The sequence below is a fragment of the Nocardia sp. NPDC004568 genome, assembly GCF_040609955.1.
Classification (GTDB): domain Bacteria; phylum Actinomycetota; class Actinomycetes; order Mycobacteriales; family Mycobacteriaceae; genus Nocardia.
In genome coordinates, this window is sequence record NZ_JBEXLL010000061.1 from 1 (window position 1) to 19,121 (window position 19,121).

Consider the following 19,121-nt stretch of genomic DNA (forward strand, 5'->3'; position numbering starts at 1 on the left):
GGGCCCGGGGGGGGGGGGGGGGGGGCCGCCGGGCGGCCGGGCGGGGGGCCGGCGGGGCCCCCCCCCCCCGCCGGGGGTGGCCGGTGCCTTCCGTCCTACTCCGGATATCGCGCCCCACCGGCGATCCGGACTGCGCTCACACCGCGACCGTCCGATCCGCCGCGGTATCGGCCGCGGCCAGGCCGAAGACCAGCGCCGGTGCGATACCGCCCGCGTACGCGCTGTCGTAGAGACCCCCGATATCCGACCCCGCCGCGTACAGACCGCTGATCGGGCCGCCCGCCGCGGAGAGGACCCGGGCGGTGGCGTCGACGCGGATCCCGTGGAACGGGAAGGTCAGCGCCGGACAGGTTTCTATGAGGTAGTAGGGGCCGCGGTCCAGCGGCAGGGCGTCGTGGGCCCGGGTGGGGACCACCGCGTTCCCCGCCGCGTTCACCGCGCGGATCTGTTCGGCGATGGCGGTGCCGTCGTAACCCCATTCCTCCGGTAGATAGGCGAAATCGTCCAGGGTTTCGGCGATTCCGCACCGGCCGTCACGGCGCCGGGTGAGGTCGAACTTGTCCACCGCCACCGCACCTTCGACGTAACTGCCGAGCACCCGCTCGCGGTACACCCGTTCGTCGGCGACGAGCAGTCCCCGGGCCTGCGGCTGTTCGAGCAGCCGCATGGCGGTCAGGTGGTCGCCCAGGGTCTCGTCGGTGAAGCGCCGGTTGTGCAGGTTGAACAGCAGGGCGTGTTCGCTGTAGTAGAGCGACAGCGCCACGAAATCGGCCGGGTCGCGGAAGGGGACCCGCGTCGGCACGAGGTGCCCGTAGAAACCGGAGTTCGGCGTGCCGGTGGCGGCGCCCACGCCGAGGGCCAGCCGCAGTCCGTCTCCGGCGCTGACCGGATTGGAGCGCAACTGCATGTCCGCTGCCTGCGGATGGATGTTCTCGGCGACCAGTTCGGTGTCACCCTGGAAGCCGCCGGTGGCGAGCACGACCGCCGCGCTGTGGATCTCGAGCTCGGTACCGTCGGGCCGGCGGATCCGGGCTCCGGTGACGGCGTCGTCGCGGGTCAGCAGCCGGACGGTCTCGGTACCGGTGAACAGTTTTCCGGCGGCGGTGATCCGGCGCCGGCATTCGTCGATGTACTGGTTGGTGTCGAACTGATGCCCGATTCCGTACCGGAGCACGGGGACCGGAGCACCGCACTGCACCCCGAGCGCTCCGATCCACGCGAGGGCCGCGGGGAACCCGTCGACCAGCGCGTGGCGCAGCACCGGATCACCGTCCGGGTTCACCTCGTCCATCACCTCGCGGGTGGGCGCGGTCCAGGCGTAGCCGGCATACCGTGCCGACCCGCCGACGGTGTCGGCCTTCTCCACCACCACGGCCGAGCGTCCCCGGTCGAGGGATCGGGCGGCGGCGGTGAGCCCGGCCATTCCCGCACCGATGACCAGCACATCCGTTTCGATCGTCCGCATTCGTGATTCCTTGTCGCTCGGTTCGCGGGCGGATGCCCGCCGTGGGTCCGGGGCCGGCCGGCTCATACGGTGAACCTGCCACCGTTGCTGAGCAGGACCGCGCCGATGACATTGGCGGCGCCGGGGGAAGCGAGGTAGAGGATGTTGTCGGCCAGTTCTGTGGCGGTGGCGTACCCGCGCGGGGCGCCGTCGGCCATGGCCGCGCGCAGATACGCCGGGGTCCGGGCCGCCATCCCGGTGTCCACCGGCCCCGGTGCGACGGTATTCACGCGGATACCGAAATGAGCCGCCTCCTTGGCCACCGACTGGCTCAGCGCGTGCACGCCCGCCTTCGAGGCCGCGTAGTGCGGGTACCCGGTGAGCGTGTCGAAGGCCGCGGACGAACCCACCGTGACGATCGCGCCGCCGCCGGTCTCCTTCATCGCGCGGACCGCCGCACGCAGCACATGGAAGGTGCCGTCCAGATTCACCGACAGGATCCGCCGCCACTGCTCGTCGCCGAGGTGGGTGAGGACGTCGGCGGGACGGTTCTGTTCGGCTGCCTCGTGGATCCGCTGTTTGCTGTGCGGATCGTCGACGCCCGCCGCGTGGACCACCACGTCCACACGGCCGTGCTCGCCGAGCACCCGGGCGAAGGCACTGTCGACCTGAGCCGAGTCGGCCACATCCAGTCCGATCGCGGTCGCGCCGGTGATCTCGGCCGCGATACGCCCCGCCGCCCGCCGGTCGATATCGCAGAGGTAGACCGCCCGGGCGCCGCGCCGGGCGAGCAGGCGGGCGGTGGCGGCGCCGATACCCGACCCGGCTCCGGTCACCAGGGCTACTGTGTCGGCGAACTGGGTCGCTGTCATGTCCTTCTCCTCGTCCGCTGCCTTTCGCACACCGCCGGTCACTGGAAGATGTCCTCCCATTCGTCGCGATAGCGTTCGGCGCCTTCGCCGATCGTGACCTCGAGGTTCTGGTCCGGGACGTCCTGCGCGACCGCCAGTGCCCCGTCGATACCGGGCAGGACGGCGCCGTAACCGGCCGAGGTCGCCTGCTGGCCCGGCCGGCTCACCATGAAATCGGCGAGCACCTGGGCGGCGTTGGGGTGCGGCGCCGAGCCGAGTGCCAGGCCGTACCATCGGGCGCCCCACACATGCGGTCCTTCGGTCCAGCCGACCGGCGCCCCCGCCGCCCGTTCGGGCAGCATCGGATTGCACATGAGCGCGGCCACGATCTCCCCGGAGGCCAGTGCCTGTCCCAGCGGCTGGCTGCTCGGGTAGATCCGCGGACCGTTCCGCGCGAGTCGCCGCAGGAAATCGCGGCCGCCGTAGTTCTCCTCGATGTGGTCGTAGTAGTCGATATAGGTCGGGGAGGTGGCCGGGGTGACGATGCCGACCTTGCCTTGCAGGGCCGGGTCGAGCAGATCCTGCGCGGTGCGGATGCCCTCGGGGTAGGCGGCGGTGTTCCAGCCGAAGCCCAGGATCACCGCACCCTCGAGGAAGAACTTCCCATCGACGATGCTGTCCGCCCGGCGGTATTCGGGCGCGTCGAACGCGGGGCCGACCACAGCTACCGCCGCATCGGTGCCCTCGGCCTTCTGCATCCAGGCCACATCGGTGATGACCGCGACATCTCCGGCTCCCTTACCGGTCCTCGATTCCGCGTCGATCCGGGAGAGCAGGTCGGCATCGACGCCCCGCACGACAGTGAGATCGATCTGGGGGTAGGCGGATTCGAACGCCTTTTCCAGGTTCGCGAGCATCGGCTGGGCCTGGGTGGAGTAGATCGTCACCGCGCCTTCGGCGTTCGCCGCCGCGACCACCTCGTCCCAGGTGCCGGAGACGGGACGGGAGACCTGGCCGGTGCCGCCGCAACCCGCCAGGGCCAGGGCGAGGGAGCCGACGACCGCGGCTGTTCTCAGCACGCGGGCGCGCACGGTTTTTCGCATGAATACCTCATCATTTCGATCCGATGTCGAGGGATGCCGACACGGTGGGGACGGGTGGTCTCGGGCGACCGGAGGTGTCCGAGCGCGGTAGGCGGGATCGAGAGTCGGCGCCGGCGCCGGTCACCCGGCCCCGACAGGCGATCGGCTACCGCTGCCGAGGACGGCCGCCGCGGCGGCGCGGCCCTCGGCGACAGCATGGGAGACCCGCCGGGGCACCACCGCGTCGCCGATCACCTGGACGCGGGCGTGCGCCGCTTCCCGCTGGAACGACTGCCAGTCGGTGGCCCGTCGTTCGCCCGCGACCACCACCCGGTCGCAGGTCAGTGCGGTCGGGCGGCCGGAGAGAAGGTTCCGGTAGGTGACCACGGTCTGCGAGTCCTGTCGCGTCACCTCCGAGACCGCGGCCTCGACGACGAACTCCACCGGGCGGCCCACCAGGCGCCGGCGCAGCTGAACCCGGCTCTCCGCCGGGATGCTCGCGGCGACGGCCGGTCCGGGCACGAGTACGGTGACCTGACCCGCGCCGCCCGCCAAGGCCGCCTCCACCACGCCCAGGGCCGGCCAGTAGCCGAACCCGTCGTCGACGACCACCACCCGGTCACCCGGCCAGATCTGCCACGGGTCGATCAAGGCCGCGGTAGTCGTCGCGGTACCGGGAGTCGCGGTCTCGACCGCGCCGGTCGCCACGATCACCTCGTCGTAGTCGGCGAGGTCCGCCGGACGGGCGCGGTATCCCAGTTCCAGTACGGTGCCGTCGAGATTGTCCTGGTAATAGCGCAGCAGCGCCGACCATCCGGTCCGGTTCGGAGCCTGCGCGGCGGTGCGCAACTGGCCGCCGATCCAGCGGCTCGCCTCGAAAACCGTGACAGTGTGGGTCGGGGCCAGCCGGTAGGCGGCTTCCAGTCCCGCGGGGCCGGCGCCGACGATCGCCACCCGCGCCGCCCGGTCCGGCGCCGAGCCGAATCGCAACGGCCGGGCCGGGCGGGCCGACCGGCCGGGCGGGGCCAGGTCCGGATTCACTGAGCAGAGCAGGACAGGGGTGAACGAGCGGCAGTCCTCGTTACAGGAGACGCACGGCCGGATCCGGCTGTCCTCGCCCCGCAGCAGCTTGTGCGCGATATCGGGGTCCGCGACGAACGGGCGCGCCATGCCGACCAGATCGGCGCCCGCGGCGAGCGCCGCCTCGATATCGGCCCGGGATCGGAACGCCTGGGAGACCAGCAGCGGCCGGTCGGTGGCCGCGCGTAACCGGTGGAGTTCCGGGAGCAGCGGGGGCCCGGCGGTCGCCATATCGCGGACATAGGTGGTGCGGACGCCGACCGTCACATTGATGTAGTCGAACATGCCGAGCAGCGGCAGCAGTTCGCACAGCCCGTCGGTGTCCATCCCGGCCTCTTCGGCGCCGTCGATCGAGACGCGCACGCCGAGCGCCAGGTCCGGGCATGCCGCGGTGATCGCGCGGTGCAGCCGGTGCAGTATGCCCGCACGTCCGGTGGCGGTCCCGGCGTCCGGACGGGTGTTCGAGGCCGCGGACAGGAATTGGGCCAGCAGATATCCGTGCGCGGCATGCAGTTCCACTGCGGCGAACCCCGCCTCCGCGGCGTGCCGGGAACTGGCCACGAAGGCCTCGACGAGGGCGTCGATATCGGCGTCGGACAGTACCCGGGCCCGGACCGGTTCGCGGGGTGAACGCACAGCCGAGGGCGCCACGGGATGTTCCCAGATCTCCGCGCCCAGCGTTTCGCGTCCCAGGTGGACCAGCTGGCAGACCGCCACCGCGCCTTCCGCGCTGATGGCCCGGGCGCGTCGGCGCAGTCCGGGCAGTCCCGCCGGATCCGAGGCGTCGGTGATATTGCCGGTGCGGTTGCCCGAATCGGATCCGACCACGGTGCCGCCCGCGATCACCATGGCCGCACCGCCGGCCGCGCAGCGCCGCCAGTAGTCCGCGTCGCCGGGCTGGGCCGTACCCGCGCTGACCGCCCCGGACCCGTGCGCGGTGGCCACTAGGCGGTTGCGCAGCGTGAGGGGGCCGATCCGCAGTGGGGACGACATATGAGGGGGGATCACCGTTCCTCCTTGAACTGGATTCACTTCATATTATTGCCACACAGTGATTGACACCACAATGGGTTTGGCATAGTTTCAAACTGACATCAGTTCAGTTCTGCCGGATGTGGGTATTCGCACCATGAAGTTGTTGTTCAAGGCCACGGCGGCCGCGACGGCCCTCGCTGTCATATCGGTTCTCACCGCGTGCGGGGCGAGCCCGGGCACCACCGGACCCGTCTCGGGCGCCTGGTCCGACGTCGAGGCCGCCGCCGAAAACGAGGGCAGCGTACTGCTCTACTCGAGCCAGAAACCCGCCAACCTGGAACGGCTGGAGAAGGCGTTCGAAACGAAGTATCCGCGCATCGACCTGGAGTTCGTACGCGGTACCGACGCCGATATCAACCCACGGGTGGAAACGGAGAACCGCACCGGGCGCGGCACGGCGGACGTCCATATGCTCACCGACGCCACCTGGGTCGCCAATGCCGCCGAGTCGGGCAGTTATTCGGCCGAGCTGGTCGGGCCGCATCTGCAGGCACCGGAGTACCGGCCCGAAACCAGTGTGCTGGAGAACCGGTTCGCGCTCAGCAGCGCGGCCGTGTTCGCACTCGGCTGGAACACCGCCGCGGTGCCGGACGGTCTGCGATCCCCGCGGGACCTGCTCGATCCGAAATACCGGGGCAAGATCGGTATCGTCAACCCCACCGGTATCGCGTCCTACGTCGACCTCTACCGCTTCTACGCCCGGACCTACGGCGAGGACTACTGGGACCGGATCGCCGAGTTGAAGCCGCGCATCTATCCGAGCGCGCTCGGTATCGCCCAGGCGCTCACCTCCGGTGAGATCGTGGCGACCCCGTCGGTACAGCCGCTGGTCACCGAGGTGGCGGCCGGTGCTCCGGTCGACTGGGCGCTGCCGGCGCAACCCTGGGGCACGCCGTGGTACACCCACGCGCTCAGCGTCGCGCCGCATCCGAACGCGGCGCAGGTCCTGGTCGACTTCATGACGACCAGGGAGGGGCAGACCGCCCTCAACGACGGGTACGCCGCGGCGCTGCCGGACATCCCGGGCGCGGTGGTGCAGGCGCAGGAGATCGCCGCCCCCGATACCGCTGATCTCACCCCGGACAAGGTCACCGAGTACTCGCAGGAATGGGCGCGTCGTTTCCAGAGCTGACCGGGCTCCGATTCACACCGATCGACGAAGGACAGGCATGGACAACAGGGCCGAGCCCCTGCGGGGCACCCACGTGCTGGTGACCGGGGCCTCCGGTGGAATCGGCGGGGCGACCGCCGAACTGTTCGCCGCCAGGGGCGCGACCGTCTATCTCACCGATGTGGACGATATCGCGGGCCGGAAGCGAGCGCTGGCGCTCGGTCCCCGGGCCCACTACCAGCATCTCGACGTCACCGACGAGGACGACTGGCGCACCGTGGCCACCGCGATGGAACGGGCCGGGCACTCGATGAACGTCCTGGTGAACAGTGCCGGGGCCGCGCTGAAGGCGCCGCTGACGCAGACCACGCTCGCGCAGTTCCGGCGAATGATCGACCAGCATCTGGTCGGCACGTTCCTCGGCCTGCGGACCGCCGCGGCGGCCATGACCGGCGGGGGCACGATCGTGACCATCTCGTCGTTGCGCGGGGTCCTGGCGACCGCCGAACTCGGCGCCTACGGTGCGGCGAAATCCGGTGTCCGGGCGCTGACCAAGGTCGCGGCGCTGGAATTGGCCGGACAGGGTATCCGGGTCAATTCGGTCTGCCCCGGCAGTATCACCACCGAGATCACCTCGGCGTCCGGCTTCGCCGCCGACGATATGGAGACATACGTCCGCAGTATTCCGATGCAGCGCCGCGGCTCGCCCGACGAGGTGGCGGCGGTGATCGCCTTCCTGGCGACCGCCGACAGCAGCTATGTCACCGGTATCGACCTCCTGGTCGACGGCGGGACCGCCGCCGGTGTCCGCACCCCCAAACTACCGACCCAGAAGGCATGAGATGACGTCGCAATTCACCGTTTCCGGCCTCACCAAGACCTACGGCGCGAATATCGTCGTCGACCAGCTCGATCTCACCATCGAAGAGGGGGAGTTCCTGGTCCTGCTCGGGCCCAGCGGGTGCGGGAAGACCACGACCCTGCGGTGCCTGGCCGGCCTGGAGAATCCCCAGGGCGGTGCCATCGCATTCAAGGACCACACGGTGTTCGACGCCGCGGCCCGTGTGAACGTGCCCGCGCACAAACGCAATATCGGCATGGTCTTCCAGTCGTATGCGCTGTGGCCGCATATGACGGTGCGCAAGAACATCGGCTATCCGCTGAAAGTGCGCAAGATGAAAGAAGCCGTCGCCGAGGGCGCGGTGGAAGCCGCCGCCGAGATGGTCGACTGCGCGCAACTGCTCGACCGCTACCCCTCGCAGCTCAGCGGCGGCCAGCAGCAGCGGGTCGCGGTGGCCCGCGGCCTGGTGGCGCGGCCGGATCTGGTGCTCTTCGACGAACCGCTGAGCAATCTCGACGCCCGCCTGCGCGATCAGGTGCGCACCCAGATCCACCGGCTGCACCAGCAGCTCGGTTTCACCGCCGTGTTCGTCACCCACGACCAGTCCGAGGCCTTCGCGCTCGGTGACCGTCTGGCCATCATGAAATCGGGCAAGATCGAGCAGTACGACACGCCGGAGCGAGTATTCGAGAACCCGGTATCGGACTATGTCGCCGCGTTCATCGGGATGAGCAACCGGTTGTCGCTGCGGCGCGGCCACGAGGGGTGGAGCACCGCGGCGGGAGATCCGATCGATCTCACCCACGCGGTGGTCCGTGAGCGGGCGCACGAGGGCACCGCCGCGGTGGCCCGGTTGCGCCCCGACGATGTCGTACTGCATGCCACCACCGACGAGGTGCCCCTGGGCAATGTGGCGCTGCACGCCGACTCGTCACCTACGAGTACGGCGGCCGCTATTTCGATGTCACCGTCGAAACCGGCGGCGAACAGCTGATCCTGCGCGCGCCCGCGGCCCAGCACAGTTCGGCGCTGCGCGGCAGTCGGCCGGGAGCACCGCTGGTGGTCAGCTTCTCCCCGGCGAGTCTGCGGGTCTTCCCGGCCTCGGGCGAGACTCCGGCCGAGGCCCCCGAGCCGGTGGCCGTCGCGGCGGGAGGGAACGCCTGATGGCCGCCGTGTCCACACTCACCGCCGGCCGGCCGTTCGCCGTTCCGGCGCACTGGCGCTCCCGCCTGGGCTACCTCGCACTGCTGGCCGTCCTGGGTTATCTGGTGGTACTGCCGATGATCCGGCTGCAATCGCTGGCCTTCGAGGACGGCGCGCGCGGCTATCGCGCGCAGTACACCCGTTTCGATATCGGCGAGACCATCCAGACCACCATCGCGCTGGCGCTGGGATCGCTGGTGATCGCGATGGTGCTCGGCACCCTGCTCGCCTTCGCCGCGAGCCGGCTGCCCGACCGGCTCGGTTTCCTGCGGATCATCCCGATCCTGCCGATCGTGATGCCGGCGGTGGCCAATATCGTCGGCTGGGCGTTCCTGCTGTCGCCGGGGCCGGGCTATCTCAATGTGTTGTTGCGGAAACTGCCGTGGTGGAGCGATTCGGATTCCGGGCCGATCGATGTCTACACCGTGCCCTGGATCATCATCCTGACCGGTTTCGGCCTGACCTCGTTCGTATACCTGTTCGTCAGCGCCGGCATGCAGAACATCAGCGCCGAACATCTGGAGGCCGCGCAGATCAGCGGATCCTCGACCGTCGGAGTGTTCTTCCGGGTGGTGCTGCCGCTGCTGCGCCCCTCACTGATCTACGGCGGCGGTATCGCCCTGCTGCTCGGGCTGGGACAGTTCACCGGACCGCTGCTGCTCGGCCAGAACTACGGCGTGAAGGTACTGACCACCGAGATGTACCGGCGGGTGTCGGAATCACCCTCGGATTTCGCCGCCGCCGCGGCGGCCGGCTCCCCACTGGTGATCTTCGGGCTGGTGCTCGTACTGATCCAGAAGGGTCTGCTGGGCAACCAGTCCCGGTTCGTCACCCATGGCGGGAAGGCCTTCGCCCCGGCGGGCGGGCGGTCGCTGTGGGCCACCCTGACCATCGTCGTCTACGCGCTGTTCGCTCTGGTCATCCCGCTGATCGGGCTCGTCATCGTCTCGTTGACGCCGTATTGGTCGGGTTCGCTGTCCTGGGATCTGCTGACACTGGACAACTTCCGCACGCTGGCCGCCGACAACGCCATCGTGGAATCGGTGCTCACCAGCGTGTCGACCTCCCTGGCCGCCGTGGTCATCTGTGTACCGCTGGGCTACCTGATGGCGACGCTGCTGGTGCGGGGACGGCAGTTCAAGGTGCTCGCCCTGCTGGCCGATCTCGTCACCGCGCTGCCACTGGGAATTCCGGCGGTCATCTTCGGTGTCGGATTCCTGCTCACCTACACCGAGCCGCCGCTCATCCTCTACGGCACCAAAACCGTCATCATCCTGGTCTACATCGTCCTGATGCTGCCGTACGCGACCAGAATGCAGATGACGGCGATGCTTTCGCTCGGCAGCACCTACAGCGAGGCGTCGGCAACCAGTGGCGCGTCGCCACTGGTGACGAATCTGCGCATCATGCTGCCGCTGATGCGCCCCACCATTCTCAGTGCCGTGGCGCTGATGTTCATTCTGCTGACCCACGAATTCGCGGCGTCTCTGCTGGTGCGGGCCTCGACCACCCAGGTGATGGGCACCCTGCTGTTCGATCTGTGGCAGAACGGGTCATATCCGCTGGTGGCGGCCATGGCGCTGCTGATGACAGCGGTCACCACCGCCGGTGTCGCGGTCGCGATGCTGGTGGGCGGCCGGAACGTACTGAACAAATTGTGATGCGGGACAGCCACCGGCGGTCACCGGAACAGAAAGGGCCGCGATGACAACGGGAGCCGCGAGGCTGCGGGACAAGGTCGTCCTGGTGACCGGATCGACGGGCGGCATCGGCGTGGAGATCGTGCGCCGACTCGCCGCGGAGGGCGCCGCGCTGGTGGTGACCGATCTCGGCGAGGCGGCCTGCGCCGAACTGGTCGCCGGTCTCGACGAGCCGGACCGGCACCTCACCCGGCCACTCGATATCAGCCGTGAGGACGAGTGGCAGGAGGCCGTCGCCGCGGTGCGCCGGCGGTACGGCCGGCTGGACGCGCTGGTCAACAATGGCGCCCTCGGCAGCCTAGCCTCGGTGGTCGAGGAAGATCTCGAGCGCTACAACCGGGTGATCGAGGTGAGCCAGACCGGGACCTGGCTGGGGATGAAACACGCGGGCGCCCTGATCGAGGACAGCGGGGGCGGGTCGATTGTCAACCTCTGCTCGATCCTGGGCACGGTCGGCGGTCTGGGCAACAGCCTCGCCTACGCGGCCGCCAAAGGAGCGGTCCGGACGATGACGAAGAACGCGGCGTTGCACTGGGCCACGAAAGGGGTCCGGGTGAATTCGATCCACCCGGGTTTCATCGAGACCGAACAGTTGCGCGCGCGGTACGCGGGCACCGAGCGCCACCGGGCGATGCTGGCGCACACACCCATGGGCCGGCTCGGCCGGGCGACCGAAGTCGCCGCCGCGGTCGCCTTCCTGGCCGGGGACGATTCCACTTTCGTCACCGGCGCCGAACTCTATGTGGACGGCGGTTGGACCTGCGCGTGAGTCCGCGACCCGGGTCACTCCACCGGATGAGGGTGGAGTGGCCCGGGTTGTTCGGCTCTGCTGACCGAGACATGTTTCTGCGCAGAGGCTTTCGATCGATCGAGAACCAGCCGGTCGCTCGCTTGCCGGAACGATCGTCTCAGCGGAAGGCGGACACGTTGCGGGCGACCCAGTCGTCGAATATTCGGGGCGGGCACCGAGCACCCGAGTGATTTCGTCACATCGAGCAGTGGGTCCGCTGTCCGGGAACCCGTCTGCGGAATCATCCGCTCCCACGCCTCCGCCCGGCCGACGTCGGTGATCGAGGTCCACGCGCCGAGCGCCGCCGCGATCACGTCGGCCTGCCGGCACGGACTGTTCCGGGCAGCGCGTAACTGCGCCCGCGATGCCCGAGATCGATCAGCGCCACCGGGCCACTGCGTTGTTGTCCTGAGTCGGTCCGAGATGAGCAGATGAGGTAGCTCTGCACCGTGACCGAGGAAACCAGCACGACATGCTCCAATGCGGCACGGCGAGCCGCGGCCATGATGCCGGCATCGTCGGCCGGCTGTGACGCCGGGTTCAGTGCTGTGGCCCCCCGAGCACGGACCGCAGCGAGCCCGGTCGGCGCAGGTCGGCGCGAACCGCCTCGACGGCGCCGGGCAGGGTGGTACCGGGCCGATCACGGGTCGCGGCGCGGATGTGGAGGCCACCTCGCTGGCAGAGTTGCCACAGGAGTTGGCTGCCGATGGTGCCGGTCACCGGAATTGCCGTGGATGGAAGTGAGTCGATCATGGACGCCACGCAACGTCCTCGATATCAGTTGAGGTGAAGTCTTCGGCTCTCGCGTTGCGGATCAGCATGACCGAGCGTCGCGGAGGTACGACGGAGCGGGCTGTACTCGGGCGCAGTGGCGACGTCGGAGCGGTCGTGTGGTTTGCCTAGGTGTAATGACCATGGACGTTGGTGACGGCGTGTCGAGCTGACAAAACGAAGACCTCCGAGTGAAGTGCGAGCTGTCTAGGAACGCACCCATCCATCGGAGGTCTTCGTGTCTGAGGTTCCCGCGCATTGCTGGAGGGCGAATAATCAGGTTCCAGCCGGAACCGGGTGATGGTAGCTCGCCTCGAACGCATCCGGTGATCGCCAACCCAGCTTCTTCTGGATGCGCTGGCTGTTGTACCAGCCGTCGATATAGGCGAACAGGGCGTTCTCGGCCTCGTCCCGGGGCCGCCAGGCCCGGCCATAGACCAGCTCGGTCTTCAATGTGGAGAAGAAGTTCTCCATCAGCGCATTGTCGTAGCTGTCGCCGACCGATCCTATCGATTGCGCGATCCCGTTGTCGGCCAACCGGTTAGCGAACCGAATCGCTGTATAGGTCGAGCCCCTGTCGCTGTGGTGGATCAGTTCCCCGTCGCGGGATGCCGCGGCTCCAGACCGCGAACTCGAGCGCACCGAGGACCAGCTCGGTATCGCAGCGATCCGAGGTCTTCCAGCCCACGATCCGGTTGGAGAACGCATCCCGCACCGCCGCCAGCCAGAACGCACCCTGGCCACACGGGATCCTGGTCGCATCCGCCACCCACAACCGGTTCGGTCGATCCGCGGTGAAGACCCGCTCGACAAGATCCGGCGCCGGCGCTGCCCGCGGATCGGTTCGTGTCGAGGCGATGCGCCACCGTTTCCGCAGGAAAGCGCCCTGTAACCCAGCGCCACGCATCACCCGCTCCACCCGTTTTCGGCCCACCGAGATGCCACGGCGGGCCAGCATCGCATGCACGCGGGGAGACCCGTAGGTGCCGCCGGAGCTGGTATGGATATCGACGATCTCGGCCGGCAATGCCTCGTCTGCGAGCTGCCGCGTTGAAGACTGTTCCAGGCGTTTGTACCACCAGTAATAGGTCGACGAAGCGATCCCGAGCACCCGTAATACGAGCTCGACCGGGTGCCGGCTGTCCTTGACGAACCGCACGATCACCTCCGGGTCTGGCCGAGCTCCGAGGCGAAATACGCACTCGCAGAACGAAGGATGTCGTTGACCCGCTCCAACTCTGCGACCTGTTTGCGCAGCCGCTTGTTCTCCTCGGCCAGATCGGTCGCCGCTGGTTCCGGTCGCTGGCCACTGGTGTCGGCTTGGCGGATCCAGTTCCGCAGGGCCTCGTGATGCACGCCCAGCTGCTGGGCGAGTTTGGGAACATCACCTCATCGGCAACACTGTTCGCCATCGCCTCAACCGCGGTGGAGACCGGCGGTTGAACCGCGCCCTGCACATGGCCACGATCACCCGCATGATCCACGACCCCACCACACGCAAGTACGTCGAGCGCAGACGCGCCGAAGGCCGAACCACCAAAGAGATCCGCCGCTGCCTCAAGCGTTACCTCGCCCGCCAGATCTACCGCCACCTCAACGCTGCCGGCGGCACACCGAGCCCGGCTTGACAGACCTAGGAGCGTCCACCGCGGCCACACCGCACTCGGCGGACACCCACCAGCCGCCCCGCGTTCCCAACCTCTCAGGTCAGTACAGCTAGGACATGTCTGTGCTTCCGAATGGTGAGCCCCAAAAGGAGTCGAATTGCGGTAGGTGCAGGCCGGTGGAAGAGACCGTTGCTTCGGCGCCCAGCCAGGACTGCCCCGATGCCTCGTCGCGGCCCAGGAACATCAAACCCCGCGGCATGTGGATGTTCCGTGAATTTCCGGTCGCGTTGATGAAATGTTCCGCCGCGAATTGTCCGGTCGAGCTACCTGGCCGCTGCGCGGGACTACACGAGATCGGCAACAGTGTGCCGAACTCGTTCCCCTCCATCGAATGCAGTACGTATGGATTCGCCGCAATGACTTCGGCGTACGAGGGACCGTCCAGGAACATGGTTTCCAGCGAACTCTTCGTCCGGACCTGGATAGAGTAAGCGTACGGGTTCGCATGAGCGATGACGTAGATCGGCGGGATGCCCGTCCGCCGGACCTCCTTGGCCCAGGGAGCTTCGATGAAGGGACCGTGATGGTAGGAGCCGTACGGCGGGCACTTGCTCGGCGGTAGTCGTTCGTAACTCGGCCGGATGTACTCGTCACTGGTTCGTTCCCGCATCGCTGCCCAGGGCACGAAATTCTTGATATCGTCCTCTTTTTCGTCCCGTTTCGAAGGAAACAGCACGCCGATCGGGTTATTGTCGGCATCATGTAGGGGAACGCTCTCGATATCGGCCGGGTCGATCTCCACATCGCGTCCAGTGCTCTTTTCGGTACCGATTATCGGTCGTTGGGATCCGGCCGCTGCCGTGGCCACGTGCTCGGTGCGGCGGAACGGGTCGAGCAGGCGAGCGGCTCGCTCGTCGCCCGCTGGATGAATACGCACCGCAGAGTTGGCACCCGCGGTGACGACGGTTATGCGCTCGCGGATTCGGGTGGTGGCGGTGTTGGCCACCGTGATCGGGCGTTCGCCCACATCGTCCAAGGCGGAGGTAATGGTCCTCATGCGGTCACTCCTCGCCCGGCGTGCCTGAAAGTGATGATAATATACGCCTTTCACGCCCCGGGTAGATGTTTCTCAGCGCCGGAGAACGATTGGGCTGAGGGCAATAGAATGACCGGTTAATTGAGATCCCGGTCGGTGTAGTATAGTCCGTATCGTCGTCGGGGCGTCGTCTCCGACATGAAGGGTTGGATTCCAGTGGATTCGGCATTTCGAACCATCAGGCGTGGCGATTGGCTGGTATTGCTGGACCCACGATGGAAAGCCGATGCCTCGAACGATAACCCGCCCGCCACGGCGATCATGGGTGGATGGGGTGTCGACGAGTCGGGGGCGGCAGGCCCCTTCGAGCCGAATCCGGACTACCGTCCCTCCGATCCGGCTACGCCCACCGACCCCATCGACATGGTCCTGCGGCGCGCGGTCGCCGGTGAGACTATGACCGACCGTATTGTCCCGACCATTGGTGATTCGATTGTCTACATCGGTTGTGACGAGGAGGGCGAGCTGCTCGTAGGTCCGGCTCCGGACGGTGTCACCTGTGTTCCGGTCGTCACCGCAGAGGTGCACAAGCAGCGCGTCGGGCCTGTGCGCTGGCGGAAGATATGGGGAGGTGCCCTCGCGGATATCGTCCCGCCCGATATCGACATTCTCGTAAATCCCGGCGGTCCCGCCCAATTCCGGTTGGTCACCCGGGCACTGCGTACGCCCGAGTGAATGTCGCTGTCGGTTGTCGTTCGGTCGATCGGCCGAGATGGCGTCACCGGCCGTGGTGCGGATGGTCGAGGACCCGCGATCCCGCGGCGTATCTACCGAGTTCTCGCCGACTACGTGGTCCCGGTCGGAGATCTCGACGGTAGGGTGGCCGGCACACTGACGTGGCCGAGCTCGTATCGGTGTGGCCGCCTGCGGCGAGGGCTTCTCCTGTCGGGTGTTCAGTGTGGGAGGCGGAAGATGTTTACATCTTCGATGTCGTCGGCGGCGAGAAGATTTCGTGCGACGAGGACATCCAGGTGGGCCATGGTTTCGCAGGTCGCGACCATTTGGTTGAACGTGTCCAGGGTGGCGAAGGGGCGTTCGCGGCGGGTCCAGGTCAGGGCCCGGGCGACTTCGTAACCGGTGCACGGCGCGAGATCGGTGACCACGGTGCGTATCTGGTCGAATCTGCGCTCGTGGTGGGCGAGTAGCGCGCGGGCCCGTTCCCCGGCGCGGCCGCCGTGGGGGCCGTGCGCGGGCAGCATGGTCCGGTCGTCGTCGTCACACAGCAGGGTCAGCGAGTGCAGGAACTTGTCCAGCGGCAGTTCCCAGGTACCGAGTTCGAATCCGATGGACGGTGTGATGGTGGGGAGCAGATGGTCGCCGGTGAACACCAGCCGGCGCCGGTGATCGTGGAAGACCGTGTGGCCCTTGGTGTGTCCAGGAGTCTCGACGACTTCGAGTTCATAACCGCCGAGGGATACCGGGCCGGGTCGCAGCCAATGGTCCGGCGCTTCCCAGTCCGCGATATCGAAGGGCTCGTCGGCGCTGCCGAGATACGCGCGCGCGGCGATACCGGCCGCCCCCGCCCGCCGGAGTTCTCGTAAGGAGCTCTCCGGGACATTACTGCCCAGCGCGCGGACCGCGCCGAGTCCCACCGATTCGCCGGCGCCCAGATGGACCCGGCAGCCGTGGCGGCGACGCAGTTCCACCGCGAAGGTGTAGTGGTCGCGATGGATATGGGTGACCAGGACATCGTGGATATCGCCGGGGGTGTGGCCGACGCGCGCGAGTCCGGCGGACAGTTCGTCATGGGTGTGCGGGCGGTGCCAGCCGCCGTCGATCAGCACGAGTCCGTCGTCGGTCTCGACGGCGTAGACATTGACGGCGCGCAGACCGTCCTGGGGCAGCTGTAGCGGTATGCGGTGGATGCCCTCGGCCACCGGATAGCAGCCGGGTTCGGCCCAGTGGGCGCTCATTCGCCGCTGCCGGCCAGGGGCACCATGGTCTGTTCCTCGCCGTACCAGATCATGCGGCGACCGCGCATGGCGCCGACATGGCGGACGGCCGCCTTCCATTCGGGGCTGGCCAGCGCGGCGTCGAGCGCCTCCCGCGATTCGAAGCTCAGGATGGACAGGCCGTCCCATCCGGCGGACCGCTCGTCGAAGCTGTCGAGTAGTTCGGTGTGCTGCCAGCGCAGCAGGCCGGGCAGGGGATAGGTGACCTCGGCGTGTTCGCCGCGCCACCACTCGATGAACTGGTCGTGGGTCCACTCGCTGGGGCGCGACGCCAGAACGATGAGGTTGTACATGGCAGTATCCTAACTGAATTCTGTTCGGTTTCGTAGGGCGTGCGACAGCGCGCACCTCCTGGCCGGGAGAGGCTATGCGCGGACCATCCGCACCGCGGTGTCGGTGACGGTGTCGGTGATCTCCGCGAGGCTGAGCGCGCCGTCCGGGCGGTACCAGCGCCAGACGCTGATCACCACGGCGAGTACGAGCCGGCCCAGTACCCGAGGATCGTCACCGGCGAAATCGCCGGTCTCGATACCGCGGGCGATGAGATCGGTCCAGTTCTGTTCGATCTCCTGGACCAGTTCGCGGGAGCGCAGCCGTTCGGCCTCCTCTTTCTCGGACTGCCGGGGCGCGGCGAGCAGATCCATATGGTTCTGCAGGATCCGTCGCTGCAGTGCGTCGATGGGCTCGGCGCGCAATGCCGCGGCCACGGCCGCGCGCAATGCCTTTTCCGGGTTTTCCTCGCCTTCGATGGCCGCGACGAAACGGTCCGCGGAATCGGCCAATTCCAGCCGCATGATGGTCAGCAGGCAGTGCGCTTTCGATTCGAAATAGTGGTACAGCGCGGTCTGGCCGATTCCGACTTCATCGGCGATGGAGGCCCATTTCGTATGCTCGTAACCGATTCGTCCGAATTGCTCGATCGCCGCGGTCAGGATGCTGCCGCGCTTCGAACGCGGGCTCTCCCGCCGAGCTCCGGTATCAACGGTCATGAGTGAAGTGCCCCCAGGATTCGACTGTGTGGATGCTTCAACTCTACCCCACCCGATATGAACTCGAGTCGGCTGCGGCGAGTTGCGCGGCGAGCCGGACCGCGTCCGGCCGGGATAATTTCCCGACCCGATTCTGCGGGAGATCGGCGACGGTGAACAGGTATTCGGGCCATTTGAATTTGGGGAAATCCGCGGCGGCGAGCTGAGCGGTCACCGCCGGCAGCGTCAGCTCGTCGGCATCGGTCACCACCAGGGCCGCCGCGCGTTCGCCGAGCAGATCGTCGGGGACCGGGACGACGCAGACCTGCACCACGCCCGGGAGCGCCGCGATCGCCGCCTCCATCTCGTTGATATCGATATTGCGCCCGCCGCGGATGATGATCTGCTTCTGCCGCCCCATCACCCGGATGGAACCGTCCCCGGCCACCTCCACCAGATCACCGGTGGGCAGGAACCCGTCGTCGGTCAGTGCCGGCGCCACCGGGACACCGCCGCGGGCGTACCCCACGAACAGGGAAGGGCCGTTCACCTGTGCATCGCCGATCTCCCCGGCGGGCAGCGGCGCACCCCGCTCGTCGACCGCGCGGACCACCGTGCCGGGGAACGGGCGGCCGTCGCGCCCCAACCGGATCTCCGGCGGGTCGTCCAGGCGTGGTGTGGTGTGACCGAGGCATTCCGACATCCCGAACACCCGCAGAAAGGTGGTGCCGAGCTTCTGTTCGGCCTCGGCCAGCGCGCGCTGGTTCATCGGCCCGCCGCCCACGGTCATGGCGCGCATGGCCGACAGCTGCCCGGCGCTGCCCTCGACCACCGAGAGTTGCAAAGCCATGGTCGGCACCAGCATGGTCCACGCCACCCGGTGCCCGGACATGGCCGCGAGCGCGGCGCCGGGGGACCAGCGGCCGATGGTGACCATGGTGGCGCCGAGGAACGCCGGCAGATACATACCGAAGCAGAACGCGGCCACCGAGGACAGCGGGACGAACGCGCCCACGGTGTCCCCGGGGCGCAGTCCGACCGCGTCGATCGTGCTGCGGCAGGCGTAGCGGATGGCGTCCTCGGACTGGACCACACATTTGGGCCGGCCGGTCGAACCGGAGGTCATCGCGATCGCACTGCCGCCGTGCCAGCGCCGGACGCTTTCGAACGGTGTGGCGCGGGCCAGCAGCAGATGCTCGTCGAAGGCGGTGTCACGACGGGAGAACACCTGTTCGGGGACCTCCCAGTGGCGCAGCGCCTCCGGTTCACCGATCACCAGATCCGGCGCGATGTCCTCGAGCGCGAGCCGGAACTCCGATTCGGTGGCGTGCGGGCTGAACACGGCGACCACTCCGCCGCGCAGGCCGACCGCGAGCGCCGCGGCCAGGGTGCGCCAGGTGTTGTCGGCCTGGATCAGCGCCGTGGGGGCGCGATCGTCGAGGGCCGCTATCCGCTCGGCCAGCGCGTTCGCCGTCGCCATGACCTCACCCAGAGTGTGCTGTCCGAGTTCGTCGATCACCGCGATATCCGCCGGTGTGCGCCGCGCTCGTGCGAGCATCTCCTTCGCCAGTACTCTCATCGCCCGTTCCT

At 68.0% G+C, this 19,121-nt stretch carries 16 protein-coding genes and 3 pseudogenes; 7 read left to right on the forward strand and 12 right to left on the reverse strand.

Annotated features, from left to right (window positions below):
• Positions 1 to 136: 136 nt before the first annotated feature.
• The 4 genes from ABZV91_RS23955 to ABZV91_RS23970 form a co-directional block, all read right to left on the reverse strand.
• A complete protein-coding gene (locus ABZV91_RS23955) occupies positions 137 to 1,465 on the reverse strand; it encodes an FAD-binding protein (RefSeq protein ID WP_355245704.1) in 1,329 nt (442 codons plus the stop codon).
• Positions 1,466 to 1,527: 62 nt separating this feature from the next.
• Positions 1,528 to 2,316 carry an SDR family NAD(P)-dependent oxidoreductase gene (locus tag ABZV91_RS23960; protein ID WP_355245707.1) on the reverse strand — a complete coding sequence of 263 codons (789 nt, stop codon included), beginning with the start codon at positions 2,314 to 2,316 and terminating at the stop codon, positions 1,528 to 1,530.
• 38 nt (positions 2,317 to 2,354) lie between these two features.
• Entirely contained in the window at positions 2,355 to 3,398 is a 1,044-nt protein-coding gene (locus tag ABZV91_RS23965; RefSeq protein WP_355245710.1) for an extracellular solute-binding protein, read from the reverse strand.
• A 120-nt stretch (positions 3,399 to 3,518) separates the two neighbouring features.
• On the reverse strand, positions 3,519 to 5,450 hold the full coding sequence (locus ABZV91_RS23970; protein ID WP_355245818.1) for an FAD-dependent oxidoreductase: 1,932 nt from the start codon (positions 5,448 to 5,450) through the stop codon (positions 3,519 to 3,521).
• Between the two features lie 136 nt (positions 5,451 to 5,586).
• Between ABZV91_RS23970 and ABZV91_RS23975 the strand changes: the two genes are divergently transcribed.
• The 5 genes and pseudogenes from ABZV91_RS23975 (at position 5,587) to ABZV91_RS23995 (ending at position 11,116) form a co-directional block, all read left to right on the forward strand.
• Positions 5,587 to 6,624: an extracellular solute-binding protein gene (locus ABZV91_RS23975; protein ID WP_355245713.1), complete on the forward strand. Its 1,038-nt coding sequence runs from the start codon at positions 5,587 to 5,589 to the stop codon at positions 6,622 to 6,624.
• A 37-nt stretch (positions 6,625 to 6,661) separates the two neighbouring features.
• Positions 6,662 to 7,444: an SDR family oxidoreductase gene (locus tag ABZV91_RS23980; RefSeq protein ID WP_355245716.1), complete on the forward strand. Its 783-nt coding sequence runs from the start codon at positions 6,662 to 6,664 to the stop codon at positions 7,442 to 7,444.
• 1 nt (position 7,445) lies between these two features.
• Positions 7,446 to 8,608 (forward strand): annotated as a pseudogene (locus ABZV91_RS23985) (ABC transporter ATP-binding protein).
• Positions 8,608 to 10,308 carry an iron ABC transporter permease gene (locus tag ABZV91_RS23990; RefSeq protein WP_355245719.1) on the forward strand — a complete coding sequence of 567 codons (1,701 nt, stop codon included), beginning with the start codon at positions 8,608 to 8,610 and terminating at the stop codon, positions 10,306 to 10,308. The pseudogene ABZV91_RS23985 and the gene ABZV91_RS23990 overlap by 1 nt, the downstream one beginning before the upstream one ends.
• A 43-nt stretch (positions 10,309 to 10,351) precedes the next feature.
• Positions 10,352 to 11,116 (forward strand): SDR family oxidoreductase, encoded by a 765-nt coding sequence (locus tag ABZV91_RS23995; protein WP_355245722.1) that lies wholly within the window; start codon positions 10,352 to 10,354, stop codon positions 11,114 to 11,116.
• Positions 11,117 to 12,184: 1,068 nt separating this feature from the next.
• Here ABZV91_RS23995 and ABZV91_RS24000 read toward each other — a convergent pair.
• The 3 genes and pseudogenes from ABZV91_RS24000 to ABZV91_RS24010 all read right to left on the reverse strand — a co-directional run.
• Positions 12,185 to 12,445, reverse strand: coding sequence for an IS3 family transposase (locus ABZV91_RS24000; protein WP_355245725.1), 261 nt, complete (start codon positions 12,443 to 12,445; stop codon positions 12,185 to 12,187).
• Positions 12,446 to 12,449: 4 nt separating this feature from the next.
• A complete protein-coding gene (locus tag ABZV91_RS24005) occupies positions 12,450 to 13,067 on the reverse strand; it encodes an IS3 family transposase (protein ID WP_355245728.1) in 618 nt (205 codons plus the stop codon).
• Between the two features lie 2 nt (positions 13,068 to 13,069).
• A pseudogene (locus ABZV91_RS24010) lies at positions 13,070 to 13,279 on the reverse strand (transposase); the annotation flags it as partial.
• A 23-nt stretch (positions 13,280 to 13,302) separates the two neighbouring features.
• On the opposite strand from ABZV91_RS24010, the pseudogene ABZV91_RS24015 reads away from it, so the two are divergent.
• A pseudogene (locus tag ABZV91_RS24015) lies at positions 13,303 to 13,536 on the forward strand (transposase); the annotation flags it as partial.
• 88 nt (positions 13,537 to 13,624) lie between these two features.
• Here the strand turns inward: ABZV91_RS24015 and ABZV91_RS24020 are convergent.
• Positions 13,625 to 14,572: a hypothetical protein gene (locus tag ABZV91_RS24020; RefSeq protein WP_355245731.1), complete on the reverse strand. Its 948-nt coding sequence runs from the start codon at positions 14,570 to 14,572 to the stop codon at positions 13,625 to 13,627.
• Positions 14,573 to 14,749: 177 nt separating this feature from the next.
• Here ABZV91_RS24020 and ABZV91_RS24025 point away from each other — a divergent pair, with 177 nt between their 5' ends.
• Positions 14,750 to 15,286, forward strand: a complete 537-nt coding sequence (locus ABZV91_RS24025) for a type VII secretion system-associated protein (protein WP_355245734.1) — start codon at positions 14,750 to 14,752, stop codon at positions 15,284 to 15,286.
• Between the two features lie 218 nt (positions 15,287 to 15,504).
• On the opposite strand, the gene ABZV91_RS24030 is transcribed toward ABZV91_RS24025, so the two are convergent.
• From ABZV91_RS24030 to ABZV91_RS24045, 4 genes are all read right to left on the reverse strand, one after another.
• Positions 15,505 to 16,524: an MBL fold metallo-hydrolase gene (locus ABZV91_RS24030; RefSeq protein ID WP_355245737.1), complete on the reverse strand. Its 1,020-nt coding sequence runs from the start codon at positions 16,522 to 16,524 to the stop codon at positions 15,505 to 15,507.
• Positions 16,521 to 16,856 (reverse strand): EthD domain-containing protein, encoded by a 336-nt coding sequence (locus ABZV91_RS24035; RefSeq protein ID WP_355245740.1) that lies wholly within the window; start codon positions 16,854 to 16,856, stop codon positions 16,521 to 16,523. The genes ABZV91_RS24030 and ABZV91_RS24035 overlap by 4 nt, the downstream gene beginning before the upstream one ends.
• 72 nt (positions 16,857 to 16,928) lie before the next feature.
• On the reverse strand, positions 16,929 to 17,552 hold the full coding sequence (locus tag ABZV91_RS24040; protein ID WP_355245743.1) for a TetR/AcrR family transcriptional regulator: 624 nt from the start codon (positions 17,550 to 17,552) through the stop codon (positions 16,929 to 16,931).
• Positions 17,553 to 17,595: 43 nt separating this feature from the next.
• The gene (locus tag ABZV91_RS24045; protein WP_355245746.1) at positions 17,596 to 19,110 is read right to left on the reverse strand and encodes a class I adenylate-forming enzyme family protein; all 1,515 of its coding nucleotides are present in this window, start codon (positions 19,108 to 19,110) and stop codon (positions 17,596 to 17,598) included.
• Between the last annotated feature and the right edge of the window lie 11 nt (positions 19,111 to 19,121).

Excerpts from the sequence above, each read along its gene's own strand:
- ABZV91_RS23980 (WP_355245716.1), top strand. The coding sequence starts at position 6,662 with ATGGACAACAGGGCCGAGCCCCTGCGGGGCACCCACGTGCTGGTGACC.
- ABZV91_RS23960 (WP_355245707.1), bottom strand. The coding sequence starts at position 2,316 with ATGACAGCGACCCAGTTCGCCGACACAGTAGCCCTGGTGACCGGAGCC.
- ABZV91_RS24040 (WP_355245743.1), bottom strand. The coding sequence starts at position 17,552 with ATGACCGTTGATACCGGAGCTCGGCGGGAGAGCCCGCGTTCGAAGCGC.
- ABZV91_RS23965 (WP_355245710.1), bottom strand. The coding sequence starts at position 3,398 with ATGCGAAAAACCGTGCGCGCCCGCGTGCTGAGAACAGCCGCGGTCGTC.
- ABZV91_RS23990 (WP_355245719.1), top strand. The coding sequence starts at position 8,608 with ATGGCCGCCGTGTCCACACTCACCGCCGGCCGGCCGTTCGCCGTTCCG.
- ABZV91_RS23970 (WP_355245818.1), bottom strand. The coding sequence starts at position 5,450 with ATGTCGTCCCCACTGCGGATCGGCCCCCTCACGCTGCGCAACCGCCTA.
- ABZV91_RS24045 (WP_355245746.1), bottom strand. The coding sequence starts at position 19,110 with ATGAGAGTACTGGCGAAGGAGATGCTCGCACGAGCGCGGCGCACACCG.
- ABZV91_RS23975 (WP_355245713.1), top strand. The coding sequence starts at position 5,587 with ATGAAGTTGTTGTTCAAGGCCACGGCGGCCGCGACGGCCCTCGCTGTC.
- ABZV91_RS24020 (WP_355245731.1), bottom strand. The coding sequence starts at position 14,572 with ATGAGGACCATTACCTCCGCCTTGGACGATGTGGGCGAACGCCCGATC.
- ABZV91_RS24025 (WP_355245734.1), top strand. The coding sequence starts at position 14,750 with ATGAAGGGTTGGATTCCAGTGGATTCGGCATTTCGAACCATCAGGCGT.
- ABZV91_RS23995 (WP_355245722.1), top strand. The coding sequence starts at position 10,352 with ATGACAACGGGAGCCGCGAGGCTGCGGGACAAGGTCGTCCTGGTGACC.
- ABZV91_RS24030 (WP_355245737.1), bottom strand. The coding sequence starts at position 16,524 with ATGAGCGCCCACTGGGCCGAACCCGGCTGCTATCCGGTGGCCGAGGGC.
- ABZV91_RS23955 (WP_355245704.1), bottom strand. The coding sequence starts at position 1,465 with ATGCGGACGATCGAAACGGATGTGCTGGTCATCGGTGCGGGAATGGCC.
- ABZV91_RS24035 (WP_355245740.1), bottom strand. The coding sequence starts at position 16,856 with ATGTACAACCTCATCGTTCTGGCGTCGCGCCCCAGCGAGTGGACCCAC.